Origin of the sequence: Corallococcus sp. EGB, from assembly GCF_019968905.1 — a bacterium.
Classification (GTDB): Bacteria; Myxococcota; Myxococcia; order Myxococcales; family Myxococcaceae; genus Corallococcus.
The window spans coordinates 8,418,035-8,439,280 of the sequence record NZ_CP079946.1; the positions used below are offsets into that span (position 1 = coordinate 8,418,035).

At 69.7% G+C, this 21,246-nt stretch carries 17 protein-coding genes; 10 read left to right on the forward strand and 7 right to left on the reverse strand.

What is annotated here, in order from left to right:
* The first annotated feature begins 36 nt into the window (after window positions 1-36).
* From KYK13_RS34270 to KYK13_RS34285, 4 genes are all read left to right on the forward strand, one after another.
* Window positions 37-1,263, forward strand: a complete 1,227-nt coding sequence (locus tag KYK13_RS34270) for an ATP-binding protein (protein ID WP_223638512.1) — start codon at window positions 37-39, stop codon at window positions 1,261-1,263.
* The gene (locus KYK13_RS34275) at window positions 1,260-2,615 is read left to right on the forward strand and encodes a sigma-54 dependent transcriptional regulator (RefSeq protein WP_223638513.1); all 1,356 of its coding nucleotides are present in this window, start codon (window positions 1,260-1,262) and stop codon (window positions 2,613-2,615) included. The genes KYK13_RS34270 and KYK13_RS34275 overlap by 4 nt, the downstream gene beginning before the upstream one ends.
* 119 nt (window positions 2,616-2,734) lie before the next feature.
* A complete protein-coding gene (locus tag KYK13_RS34280) occupies window positions 2,735-5,098 on the forward strand; it encodes an outer membrane protein assembly factor (RefSeq protein WP_223638514.1) in 2,364 nt (787 codons plus the stop codon).
* 3 nt (window positions 5,099-5,101) lie between these two features.
* The gene (locus KYK13_RS34285) at window positions 5,102-5,695 is read left to right on the forward strand and encodes a hypothetical protein (protein ID WP_223638515.1); all 594 of its coding nucleotides are present in this window, start codon (window positions 5,102-5,104) and stop codon (window positions 5,693-5,695) included.
* A gap of 9 nt (window positions 5,696-5,704) precedes the next feature.
* Here KYK13_RS34285 and KYK13_RS34290 read toward each other — a convergent pair whose 3' ends face one another.
* The 3 genes from KYK13_RS34290 to KYK13_RS34300 all read right to left on the reverse strand — a co-directional run bounded on the left by KYK13_RS34290 (window position 5,705) and on the right by KYK13_RS34300 (window position 8,286).
* Window positions 5,705-6,652, reverse strand: coding sequence for a class I SAM-dependent methyltransferase (locus KYK13_RS34290; protein WP_223638516.1), 948 nt, complete (start codon window positions 6,650-6,652; stop codon window positions 5,705-5,707).
* A gap of 102 nt (window positions 6,653-6,754) precedes the next feature.
* Window positions 6,755-7,378, reverse strand: a complete 624-nt coding sequence (locus tag KYK13_RS34295) for a CoA pyrophosphatase (protein ID WP_223638517.1) — start codon at window positions 7,376-7,378, stop codon at window positions 6,755-6,757.
* 14 nt (window positions 7,379-7,392) lie between these two features.
* Entirely contained in the window at window positions 7,393-8,286 is an 894-nt protein-coding gene (locus KYK13_RS34300) for an undecaprenyl-diphosphate phosphatase (RefSeq protein WP_223638519.1), read from the reverse strand.
* Between the two features lie 134 nt (window positions 8,287-8,420).
* Here KYK13_RS34300 and KYK13_RS34305 point away from each other — a divergent pair, with 134 nt between their 5' ends.
* Entirely contained in the window at window positions 8,421-8,894 is a 474-nt protein-coding gene (locus tag KYK13_RS34305; protein WP_223638522.1) for a YchJ family protein, read from the forward strand.
* Between the two features lie 178 nt (window positions 8,895-9,072).
* Here the strand turns inward: KYK13_RS34305 and KYK13_RS34310 are convergent, their stop codons facing one another.
* Entirely contained in the window at window positions 9,073-9,480 is a 408-nt protein-coding gene (locus KYK13_RS34310) for a type II secretion system protein GspG (protein WP_223638525.1), read from the reverse strand.
* 461 nt (window positions 9,481-9,941) lie between these two features.
* On the opposite strand from KYK13_RS34310, the gene KYK13_RS34315 reads away from it, so the two are divergent.
* Window positions 9,942-11,417, forward strand: a complete 1,476-nt coding sequence (locus tag KYK13_RS34315) for an MAC/perforin domain-containing protein (protein ID WP_223638527.1) — start codon at window positions 9,942-9,944, stop codon at window positions 11,415-11,417.
* A 96-nt stretch (window positions 11,418-11,513) separates the two neighbouring features.
* Here the strand turns inward: KYK13_RS34315 and KYK13_RS34320 are convergent, their stop codons facing one another.
* From KYK13_RS34320 to metK, 3 genes are all read right to left on the reverse strand, one after another.
* Window positions 11,514-12,404 carry a glycosyltransferase gene (locus KYK13_RS34320; RefSeq protein WP_223638529.1) on the reverse strand — a complete coding sequence of 297 codons (891 nt, stop codon included), beginning with the start codon at window positions 12,402-12,404 and terminating at the stop codon, window positions 11,514-11,516.
* A gap of 3 nt (window positions 12,405-12,407) precedes the next feature.
* Window positions 12,408-13,325, reverse strand: a complete 918-nt coding sequence (locus tag KYK13_RS34325) for a methionyl-tRNA formyltransferase (protein ID WP_223638531.1) — start codon at window positions 13,323-13,325, stop codon at window positions 12,408-12,410.
* Between the two features lie 126 nt (window positions 13,326-13,451).
* Window positions 13,452-14,642, reverse strand: a complete 1,191-nt coding sequence (metK, locus tag KYK13_RS34330) for a methionine adenosyltransferase (RefSeq protein ID WP_223638533.1) — start codon at window positions 14,640-14,642, stop codon at window positions 13,452-13,454.
* A gap of 233 nt (window positions 14,643-14,875) precedes the next feature.
* Here metK and KYK13_RS34335 point away from each other — a divergent pair, with 233 nt between their 5' ends.
* From KYK13_RS34335 to KYK13_RS34350, 4 genes are all read left to right on the forward strand, one after another.
* Complete coding sequence (locus KYK13_RS34335) at window positions 14,876-15,475, forward strand: ABC transporter substrate-binding protein (RefSeq protein WP_223638535.1); 600 nt, start codon at window positions 14,876-14,878, stop codon at window positions 15,473-15,475.
* A 118-nt stretch (window positions 15,476-15,593) separates the two neighbouring features.
* Complete coding sequence (locus KYK13_RS34340; RefSeq protein ID WP_223638536.1) at window positions 15,594-17,762, forward strand: site-specific recombinase; 2,169 nt, start codon at window positions 15,594-15,596, stop codon at window positions 17,760-17,762.
* A 115-nt stretch (window positions 17,763-17,877) separates the two neighbouring features.
* Window positions 17,878-20,529 (forward strand): RND family transporter, encoded by a 2,652-nt coding sequence (locus KYK13_RS34345; RefSeq protein WP_223638537.1) that lies wholly within the window; start codon window positions 17,878-17,880, stop codon window positions 20,527-20,529.
* A 101-nt stretch (window positions 20,530-20,630) separates the two neighbouring features.
* Window positions 20,631-21,236 carry an MXAN_6521/LA_1396 family lipoprotein gene (locus tag KYK13_RS34350; protein ID WP_223638538.1) on the forward strand — a complete coding sequence of 202 codons (606 nt, stop codon included), beginning with the start codon at window positions 20,631-20,633 and terminating at the stop codon, window positions 21,234-21,236.
* Window positions 21,237-21,246 lie beyond the last annotated feature (10 nt).

The window sequence follows — 21,246 nt, forward strand, 5'->3', positions numbered from 1 at the left end:
GACCTCCAGCGGCAGCGGGTATATGAACGGCACACCATGCGCCGTGCATCGTTGATGAGCCCACCTCCGTTCCGCTTCCGACGGCGCCTGCTGGCGGTGATGCTGCTCGCGGGCCTCATCCCACTGGCGTTGCTGGGAGCCCTCGCCCAGGGCGTGCTGGAGCGCGTGCTCTCCATCTCCATTACTCCCGTGGAGGCCGTGCTTGATGACGTCTCCGAGGAGATGGCCCGCCGCGGGCTGCCTCCGGATGCGCTCGACGAAGCCCGGTTGAACCTGGCGCAGGCGGAGCTGGCGCGACGGGCCCTGGTGCGCCGTGTGCCCATGTTCATCGTTGGCGTGGGCGCGGTCGCCGCCGTCGTGCTGGCCGTGTCCGCCGTGCTCCTGGGCCGCGTCCTCACCCGTCCCATGGCCACGCTGCTGGAAGGCATGCGGGCGTACTCCCGGGGCGACCTCTCGGTCCGACTGCCCGTCCCCGAGCCCGCTCGTGATGAACTCCAGTTCCTCCTGGGCCAGTTCAACCGCATGGGCCAGGAACTGCTGGACCAGCGTGAACACCTCAAGGCCGCCGAACAGATCGCCGCGTGGCAGGACGTGGCACGAGCGCTCGCCCATGAGCTGAAGAACCCCCTGACCGCAATGAGGCTGTCGCTCGCGCGTCTGTCTCCGCAGGATGCCGGCACCCTACCCGACCCGACACGCCTCGCTGAAGCCGTGGCGCTCCTCCAGGAGGAGGTGGACCTGCTCATGCGCATGACCCAGAGCTTCTCCACCTTCGCGCGCCTGCCCGCCCCTCGCTTCCAGGAGGTCGCGCTGCGTCCACTGCTCGCGGAGGTGTGCACGCTGTACGCGGGCACCTCCCCCGTCCCCGTGGTGCTGGACCCCGGTGAAGAGGTGTCGCTGCGCGCGGACCCGGACGGACTGCGGCGCCTCTTCGGCAACCTGGTGAAGAACGCCACCGAGGCCTCCCCGCCCAACGCCCCACCCGTCCACGTGGCGCTGCACACCGCGGAAGACGGCCGCGTGCACATCACCGTGAGCGACGGAGGCAGCGGCGTCCCTGGCGTGCTGGAGGGCCCCGTCCTCACCCGAGGGCTGTTCAGCACCAAGCCCGGCGGCAGCGGGCTGGGCCTGCCCATCGCGCAGAAGATTGCCCACGAGCACGGCGGCACCTTGAGGCTGGAGCCGGGCGCGCAAGGTGGCACCCGGGCGCAAGTGGTGCTGCCGCGAGTCCCCTCCTCCGACACTTCCCAGGTGGCCGCATGAAGACCGGGGCCCGCATCCTCATCGTCGACGACGACCCCGGCGTGCTGCGAGCCGTGCGGGGACTGCTGCAAGACGGAGGCTTCTCCCCCGTGGAGGCCCGCTCCACGGCGGAGGCCTCGCGCCTGCTCGAAGCGCCGGACGCGCCTCCCGCGCTGATGCTGCTGGACCTGCGCATGCCGGGCGAGACGGGACTGGAGCTGCTCGCGCGCCTGCCGAAGCCGCTGCCCGTGCCAGTGGTGGTCCTGTCCGGAGAGGCCTCTCCTTCCGAAGCAGTGCAGGCCCTGAAGCTGGGCGCCACGGACTTCGTGGAGAAGCCGCCCTCCGCTGAGCGGCTCCTCACGGCGCTTCACAACGCGCTGGCACTGGGAGCCCTGCGCGAGGAGCGCGAGCGATTGCTGGACGCGCTGGCCCAGCCGGGGCACCTGGTGGGCGACAGCCCGGCCATGGAGTCCCTGCGCCAGCTCATTGCTCGCGTCGGCCCCAGCGACACGGCGGTGCTGATCACCGGCGAGACGGGCACCGGCAAGGAGCGCGTGGCGCAGGCGCTGCACAAGGCCTCGGGACGCAAGGGCCGGCTGGTGGCGGTCAACTGCGCGGCCATCCCCGCGACGCTGCTGGAGAGTGAGCTGTTCGGTCACGAGCGGGGCGCGTTCTCCGGCGCGGTGGCGCGGCGCGCGGGCCGCTTCGAGCAGGCACAGGGCGGCACGCTGTTCCTGGACGAACTGGGAGACATGCCGCTGGAGCTCCAGGCCAAGCTGCTGCGCGTCCTGGAGACACGTCAGGTCGAGCGTCTGGGCGGCACGCTGCCGGTGCCGGTGGATGTCCGCATCCTCGCGGCCACGCACCAGGACCTGGGCCGAGCGGTGAATGAAGGCCGCTTCCGGCAGGACCTCTTCTTCCGGCTCAACGTGCTGCCACTGCACCTGCCACCCCTGCGCGAGCGCCCCGAGGACCTGCTGCCCCTCGCGCGAGTCTTCGCCGCGGAGCTCGCGGGCCCCCGGACGCCACTCGTGCTCGCGCCGGGAGCGGAGGCCGCGCTCCGCGCGTATCCGTGGCCCGGCAACGTGCGCGAGCTGCGCAACGTCATCGAGAGGCTGAACCTGCTGCGGGGCGACGGTCCGTTGGAGCTGGGTCCGGACGCGGTGGCGGCCCCTACGGGTGCCGTGCCCGCGCCTCGCAGGTCGCTGGGAGACAAGAGCTATCGCGAGCACGTGGAGGACTTCGAACGGGACCTCATCCGCGCGGCGCTCCGCGAAGGCGAGAGCATCGCCGGGGCCGCGCGCCTCCTCCAGGTGGACCGCGGCAACCTCTACCGGCGCATCAAGGCCCTGGGACTGCCTGTCTCCCCGTGAGCCGCGCGATGTCACGGCCACAACCGCCCGACACATCCGGATGTGTCCATGACATCCGCCCGTCTGCCCGCCCTCCGTCGTTCCGGGCACTTGCCGCGAGGCCTCACCTGGAACGGAGCATGCTCCTGTCGCCTTTCATGAACCGTCTCGCACTGGCGCTCTGCTTCGTTTCGCTCGCGGCCCTGGGCCAACCGGCACCGGATGCCGGCACCTCCGACACGTCACCCGCAGTCACTGCGGCACCGCCTCCATCGGAAGCCGCGGCCACCTCGGAGGACTCCAACGACTCGACATGTCCGGAGGGCTTCAACGAGGACGAGGGTGACCTCTCGGACTCCACGGTGCTCGGGGCCTTGCAGGTCGAGGTCGACGGCCGGGGGCTCTCCCCCACGGGCCTGGAGTTTCGCGGGCTCCACCGGCTCACGGACGCGCAGGTCCGCAGGCTCGTGGGCGCACCGTCCGTGGATGCCTCGCACCCGCTGACGGCCACGGCGATCCAGACGCTGCTGCATCGCCTGGCGCGCACCGGCCTCTTCGCTCGCGTGGAGCCCCGCGTTCGCGTCAGCGACTCGGGCCCGGCCCTGCTCGAAGTGACGCTGGAGGAGCACCCCACGGTGACGTCGGTGGCGCTCGAAGGCCTTCAGGACCTCCGACCCGAGGAACTGTGGGACGAACTGTTCGAGCGGCCCTCCCGTCTCTCCGACGCGGATGATGAAGAGGAGGTCGCCACCGTGCGCGTCCACACGCGCCACGGAACGCTGCGAATCGTCAGCCCGTGTCCGCCACCGCGCCCTTCCCGGGGCTGGCTCGCGCGACAGGGGAGTGGAGGCTTCCGCCCCGGCATCCTGCTGGGTGGCCTGGACGCCGCGCTCGATCGCGTCCTCAAGACCCTCCGCAAGGATGACGGCTACCTGCTGGCCACGGTGTCCGCCACGCTGTCTCCCGACGGCCGGCTGGTCGTGACGGTGGATGAAGGCCACCTGGAGTCCGTGGAGGTACGGGGTGTCGACGACGCGATGGCGGTGCGCGTGCGTGAAGCCCTGGGCCTGCAGCCCGGTGACGTCCTCCTCCGCAGTGACGCCCGCCGCGCCATGAAGCGGCTGGAATCGCGACTGCCCTTCCTGCGCGCGGTGGACAGCAAGGACCTCCAGGAGGAACGCACGCACGTGCGCATCCTCGAGGAGCGCGAGCCCGACGGCACCCGGCGCTACCGCACGCAGGAGGAAGCGAAGCGCAAGCCACGGCGCCACGAGCGCGTGGAGTTCGAGCTGGGCTGGCGCCGGATGTTCCACGAATGGAGCTGGCCCGGAAGCGACGGCTTCACGCTGGAGGGGAAACGGCTGATCGTCCACGTGCGCCCGCGTCCTCCGGACCTGGACGTGGACCTGCTGCCCGTGCACACGCAGGTGACGGGCTTCGCCCCGGGGCTCTCCGCGAGCCTTCGCATCTTTGACTTCCACGACCGGGTACACACGACGCTGGATGGCGCCTTCTTCATCCCCTTGAGGCTGGGCGGGCAGCACCTGCCGTTCGACCCGGAGGGCACGCGCAGTCAGCGCCGCGTCAGTCTGCTGGGTGGCGCCAAGGTGCAGTTGCCCGCGCTGGGCATCGAGGAGCTCGGCGCGCAGGTGCACGACTTCGTCGACACGCTGGACCGCTGGCGGCTGGGGGACTTCGACTCGTACTTCTACTCGTTCCTCATCAACCGGCCGGACCGCGACTACTTCCGCCGTCAGGGATTCGCGGCCTTCGCCACCTGGCGCTGGGCGCGCTCGTGGCTCGCGGGCGTGGAGGTGCGCGGCGACACGATGAGCTCGCTCCAGTCGTTCACGCCGCCGCTCAGCCTCTTCCGGCACGACGACCCGCCGTTTCCGAATGCGCCGGTGGACGCGGGGCGTTTCCGCTCGGCGGTGGTGCGGCTGGAGTACAGCGAGGCGGCGGAGCGCGGCACGCGCGTGGGCTCTCTCTTCCGCACGCCGGAGACGACCCTCTTCGAACGCCACACGAACGGGGATCACGAACCCGCGCTGCGTGGCTTCATGACGCTGGAGGTCGGTGAGGGCCCGGGCGTGGACGGAGTGGATACCCGCTTCTGGAAGTGGGTGGGCGACGTGGCCATGGACGTGCCGATGAGCTGGCAGACGGGCCTGAGCCTGCGCCTGCGGGCCGCGCTGGGCCATGACCTGCCGCTCCAGAAGCAGGAGGCGCTGGGCGGCTGGACCGCGCTGCGAGGCTATGGCTTCAAGGAGTTCCGGGGTGCTGACAGCTCGGTACTCGCGACCGCCGAGTACCGTTGGCAGAACCTGGGCATCTTCGCGGACCTGGGCTCCGTGCACTACGCGTCCGCGTGGTTGGATCCGAAGCTTGGCATGGGCGCCAGCTTCCACTTCGGAGACAGCGTGCGCTTCGACGCCGCGTGGCGCATCGACGACCGGATCCGGCTCGCGCCCGAAGCGCGCCTGCTGTTCAACCGGACGTTCTGAGCCATGGGAGGACACGGCACACAGGGCAGGCATGGCGCGGCGGTGGTCGTCGCGGCGTGTCTGCTCGCATCCGGAGCGAGGGCGGAGGAGGCCTCCGCCGCCTGCACCGCGACGCTCTCCGGAAGGCGCGTGATGGTCCGGCCGGAGGCGCGCGCCTTCATCTCCCCGGAGCTGGACCGGCTGGTGCGGCTGGGGCTCGCGGGAAAGCTGGAGGTGGAGCTGACACTCAGGAAGCGCAGGGCCTTCTGGTTCGACGCGCACGTGGACAGCGCGCGGGTGACGCAGGTGCTCGCGTTCACCCGCGGCGGCTACTTCCTGGATGGACGCGAGCTGCCCGGAGGCGTGGGCACGCTGGAGCTGGAGCGCGTGGCCTGGACGCTGGATGCGAAGCCCGAAGCGGGTGAGCACTTCGTCGTGCAGGTGGAGGTGAGGCTCCAGGTGGTGACCTCCGCCAGCCTGGGCCGCATGGCGCGCTGGCTCACCCAGGGGGAGACGTCATCCTCCGGCACTCCCGTCCTGGGAAGCCTGCTGCGCTCCGTGGCGGAAGACCTCGCAAGACGGGCCTCTGTCCGCTGCGACGTGAGCCGTCAGCCCTGAAGCGGGGGCTCAGCCCCGCCGCGCCATCAGCGCCACCAGCGCGATGCGCTCCACGCCCGCGTATGGCGGCTTCTCCAGCTCCTCGCCGAACACGTCCGGATCCAGCTCCTCGTAGCGGACCTCCGTGAGCGGCGCGGCCCGCCATACCGGCTCCAGCGCGCTGCGCAGCAGGTCCTCGCCCTCCACCACCGGCGCGCCCGTGTAGAGCACCAGCGTGCCGCCCGGCTCCAGGCGCTCCACCCCCTCACGCACGATGCGCACCGACAGCTCCGTGCCGTGCGTGCCGCCGCCATCGCGGTACGTGCGCCCGTCCGGGTCCGCCAGATACGGCGGGTTCGCCATGATCAAATCGAACCGGCCAGACACATCCCTCAGCAGGTCCGAGTGAACCGCCTGCACTCCATGCGCGCCATTCAACCTCGCGTTCACCCGCGAGAACTCCAGCGCCAACGGGTTCAGGTCCGCGAGCACCAACGCCGTGCTCCTCCCCGCCACCGACAGGCCACCGGCTCCAGAGCCGCACCCCAGGTCCACCGCGCGCCGGAACGAGCCCGGCACCCGCCGCAGCAACGCGCAGAACCGGTAGGTGTCCGGCCCGAAGAACACCGCGTCCTTCTGCGACGTGGGCCACGCCGAATGGACATACAGCCCCGTCCCCAGCGTGGAGAACCGCACCCGGCTCCGGTGCGTCCCGTCCTCGCAGTCCACCAGCGCGCCCGCCTCCTCCAGCAGCGCCACCATCCGAGGCTCCAGCACGCCCGGCCCGAAGGGGCGGCTCCACCCGAAGACATCCCGGACCGAATGCGCCACCTTCGCCCCGGGCCGCGCGTTCACCCGCCGGTGCGTCTCCGGCGTCACCGTCGTGAAGGCATACCCCGAGGCACGCAGCAGCTCGCCCAGCGCCACCAGCGCGGCCTGCCTCACCTCCATGGCCCCGAGCCCATCACCACCGTCCACGTCGCGTCCCTTCGAAGGGTTCGCCCCTCAACGTGGGACCGCCCCTCCGGAGCGACAAGGCGTCCTCCCGCCCGGCCCGACCGCCAGCACGGACCCCGGGGCTCAGCGCCCGGCAGGCAGGGGAGCGTCCAGGAGCCCCTGGATGCCCGGCACCTCCACCACGAACTGCAGGAAGTTGCGCAGGATGCGCCCCGTGGCGCCCCAGATGACGTGCTCGCCGTGCGTGTAGAAGTGCACGTCGTGCTCCATCCCCTCCCACGTGTGGCGCTCCACGCGGAGGATGGCCGGGTCCATCAGGCGCACCAGCGGCACCTCCAGCACCAGATCCACCTCTGTCGGATTGGGAGCGTACCTCCCGTCCCCCGGGATGACGCCCACGTAGGGACGGATGCGGTACGCGGACGTGGTGGGCGTCTCGTCCAGCAGGCCCAGCACGCGCACGTGGGTGCGCGAGATGCCCAACTCCTCCTCCGTCTCGCGCAGCGCCGTCTCCAGCGGCGTGACGTCCCGAGCCTCCTGACCTCCGCCCGGGAAGGCGTACTGCCCCGCATGCGTGCGCAGGGTGGCGGGCCGCCGGGTGAAGACCACGTGGGGTACGCCCTCCCGCTCGAACAGGGGCACCAGCACCGCGGCCTCCCGCAGCGCCCGGCCCCTCCACTCGAACGTCCGCGCGGGCCTGGCCGTCAGCCGCGTCTCCAGCGCATCGAACAGGGCCTGCACGCGCACGACCTCTCCCTCCCTCAGTCCGTGACCTGCTTCTCCACCGGCGGCTTCGTCGGGGCCTCCGGCGTCGCCAGGTTCTCCACGCCGGACATCGGCTTGAGGATGTTCGCCTGCAACAGCCCCAGGAGCAGCAAGCCCAGCGCGATGCGGTACACCACGAACACCAAGGTGGTGCGCCGCTTCAGGAAGCTCAACAGCCACGCGATGGCCGCCATGCCCGACAGGAAGGCCACCAGCGTCCCCACCACCAGCGCCACCGTGGACGGACGCTCCGTGGCCTCCAGGAGGTGCTTCAATTCGAAGATGCCCGCAAGCGTCGTCGCCGGGATGGACAGCAGGAACGAGTAGCGCGCCGCGTCCTCACGCTTGAGCCCCAGCGACAGGCCGCCCGTGAGCGTCGTGCCGGAGCGCGACGAGCCCGGCACCAGCGCCAGCGCCTGCCACAGGCCGATGATGATGCCGTCCTTCCACGTCATGTCCGCCACCGTGCGCTGGTGCGACGCGCGCCGCTCCACGACGAACAGCACGATGGCCAGCACGATGAGGCTGCCCGCGATGATGTAGAGCGACCGGAACTGCCCCTCGATGACCTTCTTGAACGCCAGCCCGAGGATGCCGATGGGCAGCGTGCCCACGCCCACGAACCACGCAAGCCGCGCCTCCATCGTGCCGAACGGGTCCCGCTTCACCAGGCCCATGACGAACGCGCTCACCAGCGCGACGATGTCCTTGCGGAAGTAGATGAGCACCGCGGCCACCGTGCCCAACTGGATGATGGCCGAGTACGCGGCCCCCGGGTCTGGCCAGCCGAACAGCTCTGGCGCGATGCGCAGGTGCGCGGTGGAGCTGATGGGCAGGAACTCCGTGAGACCCTGGACCAGACCCAGGACAATGGCTTCGAGCAGGCTCATAGGGGGCGTGGCCGCCAGGGATATGCCCTGCCCCCCTGCCCCGCAAGCGCGAAGGTTCCCCCCACCCCCGCCCAGGTCCGCCACCGGACCGTCCGCCCGTCCACACTGGGAACCCGGGTAGGCTGTACCCCGCCATGCCCCCCGCCCCCCTGTGTCCCTGCACCTCCGGCCAGCGCTACAAGCAGTGCTGCGCCCCCTTCCACAAAGGCGAGGCGGAAGCCCCTGACGCGGAGCGCCTCATGCGCAGCCGCTACAGCGCCTTCGCCCAGCGCGACGCCGCCTACCTCTGGAAGACGCTCCACCCCGACCACCCCATGAAGGCCCGTCCGGAAGCGGACGTCCTGCGTGAGCTGCGCGACTCCGCCCGGGCCCACCAGTACCCGGGGCTGGTGGTGCTGGGCCACCAGCCCCCGGACGCGTCGGGGCTCGCCCGCGTCCTCTTCTTCGCCAAGGTGTTCGAGAAGGGAAAGGACCAGTCCTTCGTGGAGCGCTCGGACTTCCGCCACGACGGCACCGGCTGGCGCTACCTGGACGGCGTCCTCAAGCTGCCGCGCGAGCTGAAGGGGCCCCCGGAGTCCCTCACGCTCGACACCTTCCCCGGGGACTGACGGCGCCGCGAAAATCCCCCGTCAGGATTTTCGCGGCACGTCCGTCCCTGGGTGTGCTGCCCGGCCGGAGAGGCCCTACACGCACTGGAACGCTCCACGACAATGGGGCAGATCCGCTGGCCTCATACGCCAAGAAATCGCGGCTTCTCCACTCGGGCAGCACTCTTTTCCTCCTCCGTCACTCCCGGGACCGCGCGTCCCGGTCGAGTGACGAGAGGTCCCGGTCATCCCCGTCACCGCCCGGCGCGCCATCCGCGCCCAGTGACACGATGGCCGGCACGCCCCGGTCCAGCGTGTACACGTAGTCATGGCCCCACGGGTCGCGCGGCAGCTCCGGGAGGATGCGCTCCTCCACCAGCGCGCGCAGCCCGGCGGAGGTGTCCGGCATCCGGCCCTTCTTCATCGCGTACAACTGGAGCGCCTGGCCCAGCGAGCCGAAGTCCAGCGCCACCCGCTTCTGCTTCGCCTGGCCGAACTGCTCCAGCACCGACACGCCCACGGCGGCGGCGATGAGGCCCAGGATGGTCACGACGACCATGATCTCCAACAGCGTCATGCCACGCTGACGTCGCGGCTTCTTGTCCATGTCTGTCTTTCCGGCACGCCGGCGGCATGGGCCGCGGACGGCGTGTCCCTCACGGAAGGCCCCTCTGCCTTCCGGGATGACAGTGATTGCAACCGGCGGGCCCGCGTCACTCCGCCAGCAGGCTGCGAGAGGACAGGTCCGCGCCCGGGCCTTCTCCGTCCGGAGCCCCGTCGCGGCCATGGGACAGGATGACCGGCGTGCCCGCTTCCACGCGGTACACGGAGTCAACTCGCGCTGAGCCACTCGAAGCGGCCCTCCCTTCAGCTGCCCTTCGCGGCGAGAGGACCTTCCGCTCCAGGACAGCCCCCGCTCGACAGCGCGGGCTTCCGGACATTCGCCTCGGTTTCGCCTCGGCCCGCGGGGCAGGTCCGGTTCCATCAGCCAGACGGCTCGGTTACCCGTCCGGCCCGGCACGACCTTCAGGAATGCCCACCGCCAACCCCATTCAGGGAGTTCCGCGCATGGCCGAGACAATGCAGATCGACTTCAACAAGTTCGACGGCACCGTCCCCTACAAGAACATCGACTTCCTGGGCAGGTGCTACGACATCATCCGCATCAACCCGTTGGACCTGAGCCAACGCATCCGGGACGGTGGAGGCGCCACGACGGAGAGCATCATCCAGATATCTCCGGAGTCCTGCACGCAGCTCACGCCGGACAGGAGCCTCTACATCCCCGAGGGGACCACCTACCTCCCGGAGTCCCGAGGCGAACGGACGTCCCGCACGCAGACCTGGTTCTCCTCCTTCGACTTCGCGCACTCCTTCGAGCACACCGTCAGCGCGGGCCTGGACGTCCCCGGACTGGTGTCGTTCAGCGCCAGCATCGCGTACCGGCAGCTCGAGAAGACCAGCGGCTCGAACGAAACCATCGAGACCTTCGTCCAGAGCTACTTCGAGGACTGCTCGATCCAGTTGAACGACAACTTCCCCCAGAAGCTGCCGCTGAGCAGCCGGCTCACCAGCGCGGTGGCGAAGCTCACGTCGGAGTCCGACTGCGCCGAGTTCATCAAGACGTTCGGAACGCATTACGCCCACGAGGTCACCTTCGGCGGGCGGATGTACCAGCGCATCCACATCAAGGCGCAGGAGTACTCCAAGCTCGTGGAGCGGGGCGTCGACATCTCCACCTCCGCGTCGGCCACCTACCAGGGCGCCACCGCCAGCACGGGGAGCAGCACCTCCACCTCCTCCAGCTCCGCGTTCAAGCAATCCAGCGGGCTGACCATCGACAGCATCCAGTGGGTGGGCGGCACGCCCAACACGGACTTCGACGAGTGGGTGAAGACCATCCGGCAGGACCCCAAGCCGCTTCAACTCGACTTGAGGCCGCTGTACGAGCTCTTCACGGCCGCCCACTTCCCCAATGTCCCGGACCTCCAGAAGAAGAAGACCTGGATGGTGCGCGCCGTGGATCAGCACCTCCGGACCGAAGGCTTCACCCGCCCCGACGTCTCCTCGCTGGCGAACAAGGAGTTCTACTTCCGCAGCCGCTGGCGCGCCGATCCCGGCGAGAAGCGCATCAACATGTCCCTGGGCTTCGTCGGGGAGGACGTGAAGCTGTACCCGGAGACCAACACGACCGACCTGGTCCCCTGGAAGCTGATTCCCGTGCCGGGCAAGACGGACGAATTCTACATCCGCAGCCGCTGGCGCGCGGACCTGGGCGAGAAGCGACTGGACTTCCACCTGTCCTTCACCGACGACGCGCTCAAGCTCTACCACCGGGACAACACTGCGGACCTGGTGCCGTGGAAGTTCATCCCCGTGCCGGGCAAGTCGGACGAGTACTACATCCGCAGCCGCTGGCAGGCGGAGAAGGGCGACCGCCGCACGGACAAGTCGCTCGGCTTCTACGGGAACGACGGCAGCCTCTACGGCAAGGACGACTACTACAACCTCGTCCCCTGGAAGCTGGAGCCTGCTGCGGGCTGAACCACGCGCACCGTCGCGAGCGCGTGGTGCCCCAGCACCCGTGCTCGACCGGGCCCGCGCACACGCGCCTGCTCCACGACTTGACTCACGTCGCCATCAAGTGCGGCAGGTGGTAGCGGGCCTCGGATGAGTTGAAGAGGTCCAGGTACTGCTCCAGGTAGCGCGTGGGCGGGAAGCGGCGGCGCACCGTTTCGTGGGCGTGACGCCCCAGTTGATGGCGCAGCTTCGGGTTGCGCCGCAACTGCACGATGCGCTGGGCGCAATGACAGGCGTGCCCTTCCACATCGCCTCCGCCACCGTGAGCCCGAAGCCCTCGCGCATGGACTCCTGCACCACCACCGCCGCGCGACGCTGGAGCGCGTTCACCAGCGCCGTGTCCTCGCGGCTGAGCACGAGGATCCGCTCGTCCCGGTGCCGCATCACCTGCTCGTAGACCCGCTGCCCCTCCGGGTCGTCCGTCGCCATGTTGCCCAGCAGCACCGGCGTGCACGGAGTCTGCTCGCAGGCGATGCGCCACGCCGCCACCACGCCCTCCGGGTCCTTCCAATGGTCGAAGCGCGACACCTGCACCACCAGCGGCAGGGCCGTGGGGATTTCGTGGTGCCGGAGCCGCTCCTCAAGCTCCGAGTCGCGCATCTCCCGGTTCTTGATGGAGAACGGCTCAATGGCCGGCATGAAGAACGGCTGCGGGCTGGACAGTTCGCGCTCGTACTCCGGGATGCGCAGCACCATCGCGTCGTCCTGCTCCACGAACGGCTTGAGGTACTCCCACAACGAAGGCTCCGGATTCGACAGGTCCACGTGGCAGCGCCAGATCCACGCCCGCGGCCGCTTGCGCACCGCGTTCTCGTAGACGGCCTGCTCGTTGACGCTCGCCCTCAGCTGCGTCAGGTGGATGTCCGCGCCCGCTGCGCGTTGTGCATCTTCTGTGTGTCCGCCCGCTGGCAGGCGCCACCCAAGGCCCCCATCCGCCCGGCTGCCCGCCAAGATTCAGGGCTCTTCCGGCGCGTGTGACACCACCCACAGCGGCGTGTCCCCGCACTGCACCAGGAGCTCGTCCCCCTGCCGGGCCAGGAGCGTGCCCGGCGCAGAATGAGGATCCTCGCCCCTCCAGGGCCGCGTGCGCTGCACCCGGACCCAACGGCCCTGCAGCCGCGCCCTCGCGTCCCCCTTGCCCTCACGCCAGCCGGCGAAGCGGCACGCGCGCACCTTCAGGTGCACGGCGCGCGCGCTGTCTCGCCAGTCGATGTCCCGGTACTCCGCTTCGAAGAAGGGCGCGAACGTGGCGTCCGCCTCCACCTGCGCCTCCCCCACGTCCCCGCGCGCCACGCGCTCCACCACCCGGGGCAGCAGCTGACGCGACGCGAGCATCAGCTTCTCGAAGACGACCTCCTCCGTGTCCTCGTCCCGGACCGGGAACGTCCCCTGCGCGAGCACGGGCCCGGTGTCGAAGCTCGCCTCCATGCGGTGGAAGGTGAGCCCCAGCTCGTGGGCATCCTCGCGCAGCGCCCACCCCAGCGGACACGGCCCCCGGTAGAGCGGCAGCAGGGACGGGTGCACGTTCACCGCCCCTAATCGCGGCAGCGCCAGCGCCTCCGGCGGCAGCCTCCACGGGAAGAAGAAGCACAGGAGCAGGTCCGGCCTCAGCTCCGCCAGCCGGGGCGTCAGGTGCGCCCGCTCGCGCACCAGGAGCACGTCCACCGACGGAGGCGTGGCCTCGAAGAGCCGCCCCATCTCCGCCCAGCCCTCCATGTCCAGCGGACGCAGGCCCCGGGTGCCCGCCGGCACCCCCAGCGCCACCACGTCGTGTCCCTGGGCCCGCAGCGCCAACGTGAAGTCGTGCGCCACCGCGGGAGCCACGGTGAGCAGCACGACGCGCCAGCCAGACGTGGCACCCGGAGTCGGCATGCCCGTGTCCTAACAATTCACCCACCGTGCGCGCCCGACCACCGCACGCCCGCATGCCCGGAAATGAAGACGCGCCCGCCCCAGGGGGACGAGCGCGCGGATTTCCAGCGGAATGCTCGCGGTGCGTCAGACCGCCTTCAGGCGGGGCGTGCGCGTCTTGGGCGCGGGGGCGGCGACCGCCTCACGCAGCGCGTCCTTCTTGTCCGTGCGCTCCCAGGTGAACTCCTTCTCGGAGCGGCCGAAGTGACCGTACGCGGCGGTCTTCTGGTAGATGGGCCGCAGCAGGTCCAGGTGCTCCGTGATTTCGCGCGGGCGCAGGCCGAACACCTGACGCACGGCGCGGGAGATCTGCTCTTCCGGCACGGTGGACGTGCCGAAGGTCTCCACCATCACGCTGACGGGCTCCGCCACGCCGATGGCGTAGGACACCTGCACCTCGCAGCGGCTGGCCAGGCCCGCCGCCACGACGTTCTTCGCGATGTAGCGGCCCATGTACGCGGCCGAGCGGTCCACCTTGGACGGGTCCTTGCCGCTGAACGCGCCGCCACCGTGACGGCCCATGCCGCCGTAGGTGTCCACGATGATCTTGCGGCCCGTGACGCCCGAGTCGCCCATGGGGCCACCGATGACGAAGCGGCCCGTCGGGTTGATGAAGAACTTGGTCTTGTTGTCGATGAGCTTCTTCGGCAGGACCTTCAGGATGACGTCCTCGCGGATGGCCTCCTGGATCTTCTTGTTGGAGACCTCTTCCGCGTGCTGCGTGGACAGCACCACCGCGTCGATGCGCAGCGGCTTGCCGTCCTTGTACTCCACCGTGACCTGGCTCTTGCCGTCCGGGCGGATCCACGGGTGGTTCTTGCGGCGCACCTCCGCCAGGCGGCGGGTGAGCTGGTGCGCGTAGTGGATGGGCGCGGGCATCAGCTCCGGCGTCTCGTCGCACGCGAAGCCGAACATCATGCCCTGGTCGCCGGCGCCCTGGTCCTTCTTGTTGTCCACGCCCCGGGCGATGTCCTGGCTCTGGCCCTCGATGGCCACCATGACGCCGCAGGTGTTGCCGTCATAGCCCATGGAGCTATCGGTGTAGCCGATGCGCGTGATGGTCGAGCGGACGATCTTCGGGATGTCCACGTAACAATTCGTCGTCACCTCGCCCGCGACGATGGCGAGGCCCGTCTTGACGAGCGTCTCCACGGCGACGCGCGCCTGCGGATCCTTGGCGATGATGGCATCGAGCACACCGTCGGAGATCTGATCGGCGATCTTGTCCGGGTGGCCCTCGGTGACGGATTCAGACGTGAACAGGAAGTCGGTAGGCATGTCTTCTCGGGCTTCGCGCTAATTCGGTGACACAGCGCAGGGGGCGGACAGTAAACGTGCGGTCCCAGCAGAGTCAAACCCGCTGATTCAGGGGATTATTCGGCGGGAGCACGCGTCGGGCAGGCGGCCCCAACGTGCAGGGGTGTGTCTGCTCGCCGGTTGAATTTAATGGTTTGCGCGGCGTTCCCCTGGCTACAGGACCCGCGCCCTTCTTCTGGAGGTCACCGACCCATATGAACACCATCGCCCGCCTTCGCACCCTTCCCTTCCTGGTTGCCCTCACCTTCGCCGTGCCCTCGCTCGCCGCCGCGCCCAAGGCTTCCGAAGCCGTCACCAAGCCGGTGAAGACCGTGGTGCAGTCCGTGCGCTACGAGAAGGACCTCAAGGCCCTGGAGAACCTGGGCAGCGACCAGCAGGGCCTCTTCCTGCTGGGTGACGAGTGGACCAAGGCCACGGACGCCCAGCGCAAGGAGTTCACCCAGCTCTTCCAGAGCCTCTTCGCGAAGATCGCCTTCCCCAAGGTGCGAGAGAACTTCAAGAACCTGGACTCCATCACCTACGACGAGCCGCAGGTGACGGGTGACAAGGCGCTCGTGGGCTCCACCATCTTCATCAACCACCCGCTGAAGAAGCAGGAGATGAAGCTGAAGTACGCCGTGGAGAAGGTGGGCAACACCTGGAAGGTCGTGGACGTGTCCGTGCTGGGCGACTCCATGCTCACCGGCATCCGCGATGATCAGGTCCGCCCCCTCTTCAAGGAGGGCGGCTGGGACGCGCTGCTCGGCGCCATGCGCAAGAAGAACGATGAGCTGGCTTCGGTGAAGCTGAAGTAATCCAGTCACCTGCTGCCTGGGCAGCCAGGCAACCAGGCCCTCGCCGTCCCTGCGGGTTCCGGGGGAGGCGCGGGCCGGGTAGGCTTGGGCGTTCCCCCTCCTCCGGAGCGCCTGGCGAATGACTGTGACAAGCCCCGGCTCGCAGCTGCTGCTCCGTGGCGCGCCGTCCGACCGTGAGATGGACGCGTTCTGCGTCCAGTACGCGCCTCGCGCTCCGGGCCACCCCGCCGTGAGGGACCTGCTGCGGCTCCTGGCGGACGTTCCGGGGGACGGCCTGGAGCCGCGCCTGGAGTGGGTGGAGCGGTGGATCCACTGGATGCGCGACCGCATCCCCGCCCACGGACTCACGGACGTGGATGACGGTGCGCTGTCCCCCGCGAACTCCCGCCTGGCCCTGCTGGTGCGCGTGCTGGAGGGCGAGAGCGCCCTGCGCGCGTCCGTCACCCGGCTGGTGGCGGGGGTGTGCGCGGGCAGCCGGGGGCTGAAGCTCTTCGCCCAGGTGGGCCTGAGCGCGGGCAACGGCTTCTTCTCCGAGCTGACGGACCGCTTCGTGCGCGGCGTGCTGCCCACGCCGCCGGAGCCGGGCAAGCTGTCGGAGCTGCTCCTGCACCTGTTCCCGGTGCCGGAGGACGCGGAGTGGCTGGGCGCGCTGTCCCCCATGCTGCTGGCGCGGCTGACGGCGCTGGTGGGCGAGCCGCCCCCACCGGAGCCCACCCCGGCTTCGCGTGTGCGCGGGGACCTGATGGACGCGCTGGTGCTGTTGGGCGTGCAGGTGGCGGGGCTGGGGCTGGCGGAGGACGTGCGCGACCGCACCCCGGAGCTGTCCTTCCGCGCGTCGCCGTTCCTGCGGCTGCGGCTGGTGTGCGACGCGGTGCTGGCGCGCGACGGGGCCCAGGAGGCGCTGGCGGACCTGGCGCGCGGGGTGGAGGACTGCCGCGGCGTGGTGCGCACCGTCACCCGGCACCTGGAGGACTCCGGCGTCAGCGTGGACCTGGTGTACCGGCTGGAGCGCATCCGGCGCGGCCTGGACCGGATGGAGGCCATCGCGCGGGTGCTGGGCGCGCCGCGCGGTGAGCCCCGCTGGCGCGAGGCGCTGGCGCTCCTGTCGGACCTGCTGCGGCTCGCGCACGCGGACCGCTCCGTGCGCGCGCTGGTGAGGCGCAACTCGCGGCTGATGGCGCGAAAAATCATCGAGCGCACCGGCAACACCGGCGAGCACTACATCACCTCCACGCAGGCCGAGTTCCACCAGATGGTGCACTCGGCCGCGGGCGGCGGGCTCGTCACCGCGTTCGCCGCCGCGCTGAAGTTCGTCCTCACGGCCCTGCCGCTGGCCCCCTTCTTCGCGGGCCTCTTCGTCGCGCTCAACTACGCGGGCGGCTTCGTGTTGATGCAGTTGCTGGGCTTCACGCTGGCCACCAAGCAGCCGTCCATGACGGCCTCCACGCTGGCGGCCGCGGTGGGCGAGGACGCGGGCCCGGACACCGGCCCCCGCCGCATGGAGCGACTGGCGGCGCTGGTGCCGCGCGTCACCCGCTCCCAGCTGGCGGCCATCCTGGGCAACCTGGGGTGCGTGCTGCCCGTCGCGGTGGCGTTCGCGCTGGGCTTCCAGGCGCTCACGGGGCACGCGTTCCTGTCCCAGGAGAAGGCCCGCTCCGTCGTGGACACGCTCCATCCCTGGAAGAGCGCCACGCTCCTCTACGCCGCGCTCACCGGCGTGCTGCTCTGGGCGTCCAGCGTGGCCGCGGGCTGGTTCGAGAACTTCATCGTCTACCGCCGCCTGCCGGAGGCGCTGGCCCATCACCGGGTGCTGCGCACGCTCGTGGGCGTGAACGGCGCGCGCAAGGTGGCGGACGCGCTGGAGCACCACGCCGCGGGCGTGGGAGGCAGCGTCGCCCTGGGCGTGCTGCTGGCGGTGATGCCGGGCGTGGGCAGCTTCTTCGGCATCCACCTGGATGTGCGCCACGTCACCTTCTCCTTCGGCTCGCTGGCCCTCGCCGGCTGCGCGCTGGGCACCTCCGCCGTGCTGGAGCCCGGCTTCCTGGCGGCCGTGGGGGGCGTGCTGTTGGTCGGCATCGTCAACTTCGGCGTGTCCTTCGCGCTGGCCCTGGGCGTGGCCCTGCGCGCCCGCGACGTCCCCCTGAGCCAGGGGCTGCGCTTCCTGGGCGCGGTGTTCATGCGCTTCGTGCGCCATCCGCTCCCGTTCCTCCTCCCGCCCCGTGACGCGCCCGCCACCAATGGGGCGGAAGGACAGGTCCTCCCCCTGGCCGGGCCGCCAGGACACTGAAGTCGCGATTTATTCCCCCGGGGATGGGGGGCCCTGGCTCGCGCGGAGGTGGAGCGGACAGGCACTCCGGGCTTCGCTTCCGGGCAGGGGCGTTCGGCGGTAGGGTCCCGCGCCCATGAGCGGCAATCCCTCGTCCCATCCCCCGCCCCGTCTCGCCCTTGCCTACGCGGAGATGCTGGTCCGGCGCCCAGGCACCGTCATGACCGTGCTGCTGTTGCTGCTCGGACTGGCCGTGTGGGGCACGTCGAAGCTGACCATCAACTCCAACCAGCTGGACCTCATCTCCCAGGACCTCCAGGAGGTGAAGGACGTCAAGCGGGTCATCGACATGGTGGGCGGCAGCGGCTTCTTCATGGTCGCGCTGCGCGGCGATGACGAGGCCACGCTCAAGCGCGTCGCGGACGACCTGGCCGACATGGTGGGCAAGGACAAGGAGCACGCGCGCTCCATCACCTACAAGATTCCCGTCGAGTTCGTGCAGAACAACATGGTGCTGTTCGTGAAGACGGAGGACCTGGCCGAGGGCAAGCGCCGCATCATGGCGTTCCTCAAGGATCAGATCCGCCGCGCGAACCCCTTCTACATCGAAATCAAGAAGACGGAGCCGGTGAAGCTGGACCTGCAGGACCTGGTCGACAAGTACTCCAGCGTTGGCAACAAGAGCATCGCGGACGACTACTACATCTCCCCGGACCGCAAGCTGCTGCTGCTCCTCATCAAGCCGATGTGGGACACCAACCAGATTGGCAAGACGAAGGAGTACGTGGACAAGCTGCGCGTGGACCTGGAGCAGTACTCCCGCAGCAACAAGGCCGGCGTGCAGCTGGTGGAGGACTACTACAAGATGGGCGACAAGAAGACGGTCGCCTACGGCTTCACGGGTTCCTACAAGACGGCGGTGGACGACTCGTACGCCATCGAGGACTCGCTCCAGCCGGTCACCGTCATCGCGCTCGTCGCCATCTTCGCCATCACCATCGCGTTCTTCCGCAAGTGGGCGCCCACGCTCATCGTGGTGAGCGGCACGGTGGCGGGCACGCTGTACACGCTGGGCTTCACCTACGCGACGCTGGGTGAGCTCAACATGATCACCTCCATCCTGGGCGGCATCCTGATGGGGTTCGGCATCGACTACGGCATCCACTTCATCTTCCGCACGCGCCTGGAGCTGGGCGCGGGCAAGCGCTACGACGTGGCCATCCGCGACGCGGTCATCAACGCGGGCCGCCCTGCGCTGGTGTCCGCGGTGGTGGTGGCGGGCTCCTTCTACGTGCTGATGGTGAGCGAGTTCAAAGGCTTCTCCCAGTTCGGCTTCCTGGCCGGCACGGGCACGCTGATGCTGGGCTTCACGCTCTTCTCCTGGTGCCCCGCGCTGCTGGCGCTCGCCGGGCGCAGGAACCCGGAGCTGCCGCAGAAGCTCATTGGCGTGATGAAGCCGCCGCCCGCGATCAACGCGTCCGGCAAGGAGCTGCGCATCCCCCGCCCCGGCCTGGTGCTGGCGGTGGGCTGCGTGATTGTCGCGGTGGTGTGCGGCGCGGCCATCCCGTGGAAGAGCGGCGAGCCCCCGGCGGACGCGGGCTTCTTCGCGCGGCTGCCCTACGGCGTGCGCTTCAACTACAACACCCGCGCGCTGATGCCGGCGAACCAGCCGTCCGTGGTGCTGCAGGATGAAATCAACGCGCGCTTCAAGATCGCCAGCGACCCGCTCGCCGTCTACACCCAGGACCTGGCGGAGACGGAGGCCCTCTACAAGGAGCTGACGGCGGATCCGAAGAAGCGCCCCGCCATCTCCCAAGTGATGAGCCTCTTCACCTTCGTGCCGCCGGAGGGCATCTCCCAGGCGAACGCGAAGATTTTGGAGGAGTGGCAGGAGGAGCTGAAGGAGATCGACGTGAAGGCGCTGCCGCCGGAGACGCAGGAGAAGGCGGCCATGTTCTTCAAGATGCTGGAGGCCCGGCCCTTCGACGTGCACCACGTGCCGGAGATCTACGCGTCGCAGTTCCGCCACCTGCCCACCACGAGCCCGGAGAACCACGGCTACCTCACGTTCATCTACCCGAGCGTGGACCTGTGGGACGGCAAGCAGATGCTCCAGTTCGCGGACCAGACCAGCTCCATCAAGGCCATGGTGACGCCGGGCAAGTTCACGGAGGGCGGGCCCACGGGCGCGCCGGTGGAGAAGGAGTTCCGCGCCGCGGGCGCCACGCAGCTGTACGCGTCGCTGGCGCGCATGGTGCTCAAGGACGCGAAGCTCACGGTCATCCTCACCGCGCTGTGGATCCTCGTGATGCACTTCGCGGACTTCCGCAACGCGAAGCTGGCGCTGGCGTCCGTGATTCCGCTGACGGTGGGCCTGGCGATGATGATGGGCTTCATGGCGCTGTTCGACCTGCGCCTGAACTTCATGAACATCATCATCCTGCCCATCCTCCTGGGCTTCGGCGTGAGCCACGGCCTGTACCTGCTGCACCGCTTCCTGGAGGGGACGTCCCCGCTGGTGGCGCTGCGCAGCGTGGGCGCGGCGGTGGCGTCCTCCACGCTGACGGCGGTGGCGGGCTTCGCGGCGCTGCTGGTGGCCAGCCACAACGGCCTGCGCTCCATGGGCCTTGTGGCCTGCATCGGCCTCATCACCACGCTGCTGGTGTCCTTCACGGTGCTGGCGGCGGTGATGCAGCTGATGCACGACAAGCGGCAGCGTGACGCGGGGCGTTCGCCAGAGGGCGGTTCCTCCACCGGCGGGGACACGTCCTCCACACGCGCCGCCTGACAGCACGGCGGAAGCGCTTAATATCCCGCGCCGGACCTCACGGCCCCGCCTTCCCCTGAAGGGAAGCGCGGGGCTGTTCTTTTCTTCGGGAGCGTTAAGCCATGGGGACGTTCAAGCGGGTGGGCGCGGTGCTGGGCCTGATGGTGCTCACGGGGTGCGCGAGCACGGTGAAGAGCCAGCGCCTGCGCCCCGACTACGCCACGGTGGACCGGCAGCAGGTGAAGCGGCTGGCGGTGGTGACGCAGCCGTTCCCGCGGGGGCAGCAGTACGTGGGGGACCTGTGGAGCCTCATCGCCCGGCAGTGGCTGAACCAGAACCGGGACTACCTGGTGAAGGCCAACACGTCCCTGCCCGAGCGCCCCACGGACGGCACCTTCAAGGACCAGTGCGCGGAGGGCATCGAGGGCGTGCTCTGGCTGGACCCCACGGTGAAGCGCGTGGGTGACGGCGCGGAGGTGGCGGTGAAGGCGCAGCTCATCCGCTGCCGCGACGGCGAGGAGGTCTGGGCCGCGGAGGCCGGCGGCAGCTGGGACTCCGAGGACAAGAAGTACGTGGAGCGCAAGGAGCAGTACGTCAACGAGCTGGGCCAGGACGTGGCGCCCTACGTGGTGCCGTCCTACAAGCTGCTGGTGGCCACGCTGGACACGCTGCCCAATCCCGAACTGAACGACGCGGACAAGGACGAGAAGATCGACCTGGGCGAGTAGCGTCGCGCCC

What these genes read in the sequence shown, in the direction of transcription:
- KYK13_RS34305 (WP_223638522.1), top strand. Translation starts at nt 8,421, where the DNA reads ATGCCCCCCGCCCCCCTGTGTCCCTGCACCTCCGGCCAGCGCTACAAG.
- KYK13_RS34300 (WP_223638519.1), bottom strand. Translation starts at nt 8,286, where the DNA reads ATGAGCCTGCTCGAAGCCATTGTCCTGGGTCTGGTCCAGGGTCTCACG.
- KYK13_RS34285 (WP_223638515.1), top strand. Translation starts at nt 5,102, where the DNA reads ATGGGAGGACACGGCACACAGGGCAGGCATGGCGCGGCGGTGGTCGTC.
- KYK13_RS34275 (WP_223638513.1), top strand. Translation starts at nt 1,260, where the DNA reads ATGAAGACCGGGGCCCGCATCCTCATCGTCGACGACGACCCCGGCGTG.
- KYK13_RS34310 (WP_223638525.1), bottom strand. Translation starts at nt 9,480, where the DNA reads ATGGACAAGAAGCCGCGACGTCAGCGTGGCATGACGCTGTTGGAGATC.
- KYK13_RS34340 (WP_223638536.1), top strand. Translation starts at nt 15,594, where the DNA reads ATGACTGTGACAAGCCCCGGCTCGCAGCTGCTGCTCCGTGGCGCGCCG.
- KYK13_RS34315 (WP_223638527.1), top strand. Translation starts at nt 9,942, where the DNA reads ATGGCCGAGACAATGCAGATCGACTTCAACAAGTTCGACGGCACCGTC.
- KYK13_RS34335 (WP_223638535.1), top strand. Translation starts at nt 14,876, where the DNA reads ATGAACACCATCGCCCGCCTTCGCACCCTTCCCTTCCTGGTTGCCCTC.
- KYK13_RS34325 (WP_223638531.1), bottom strand. Translation starts at nt 13,325, where the DNA reads ATGCCGACTCCGGGTGCCACGTCTGGCTGGCGCGTCGTGCTGCTCACC.
- KYK13_RS34280 (WP_223638514.1), top strand. Translation starts at nt 2,735, where the DNA reads ATGCTCCTGTCGCCTTTCATGAACCGTCTCGCACTGGCGCTCTGCTTC.
- KYK13_RS34270 (WP_223638512.1), top strand. Translation starts at nt 37, where the DNA reads ATGCGCCGTGCATCGTTGATGAGCCCACCTCCGTTCCGCTTCCGACGG.
- KYK13_RS34345 (WP_223638537.1), top strand. Translation starts at nt 17,878, where the DNA reads ATGAGCGGCAATCCCTCGTCCCATCCCCCGCCCCGTCTCGCCCTTGCC.
- KYK13_RS34350 (WP_223638538.1), top strand. Translation starts at nt 20,631, where the DNA reads ATGGGGACGTTCAAGCGGGTGGGCGCGGTGCTGGGCCTGATGGTGCTC.
- metK (WP_223638533.1), bottom strand. Translation starts at nt 14,642, where the DNA reads ATGCCTACCGACTTCCTGTTCACGTCTGAATCCGTCACCGAGGGCCAC.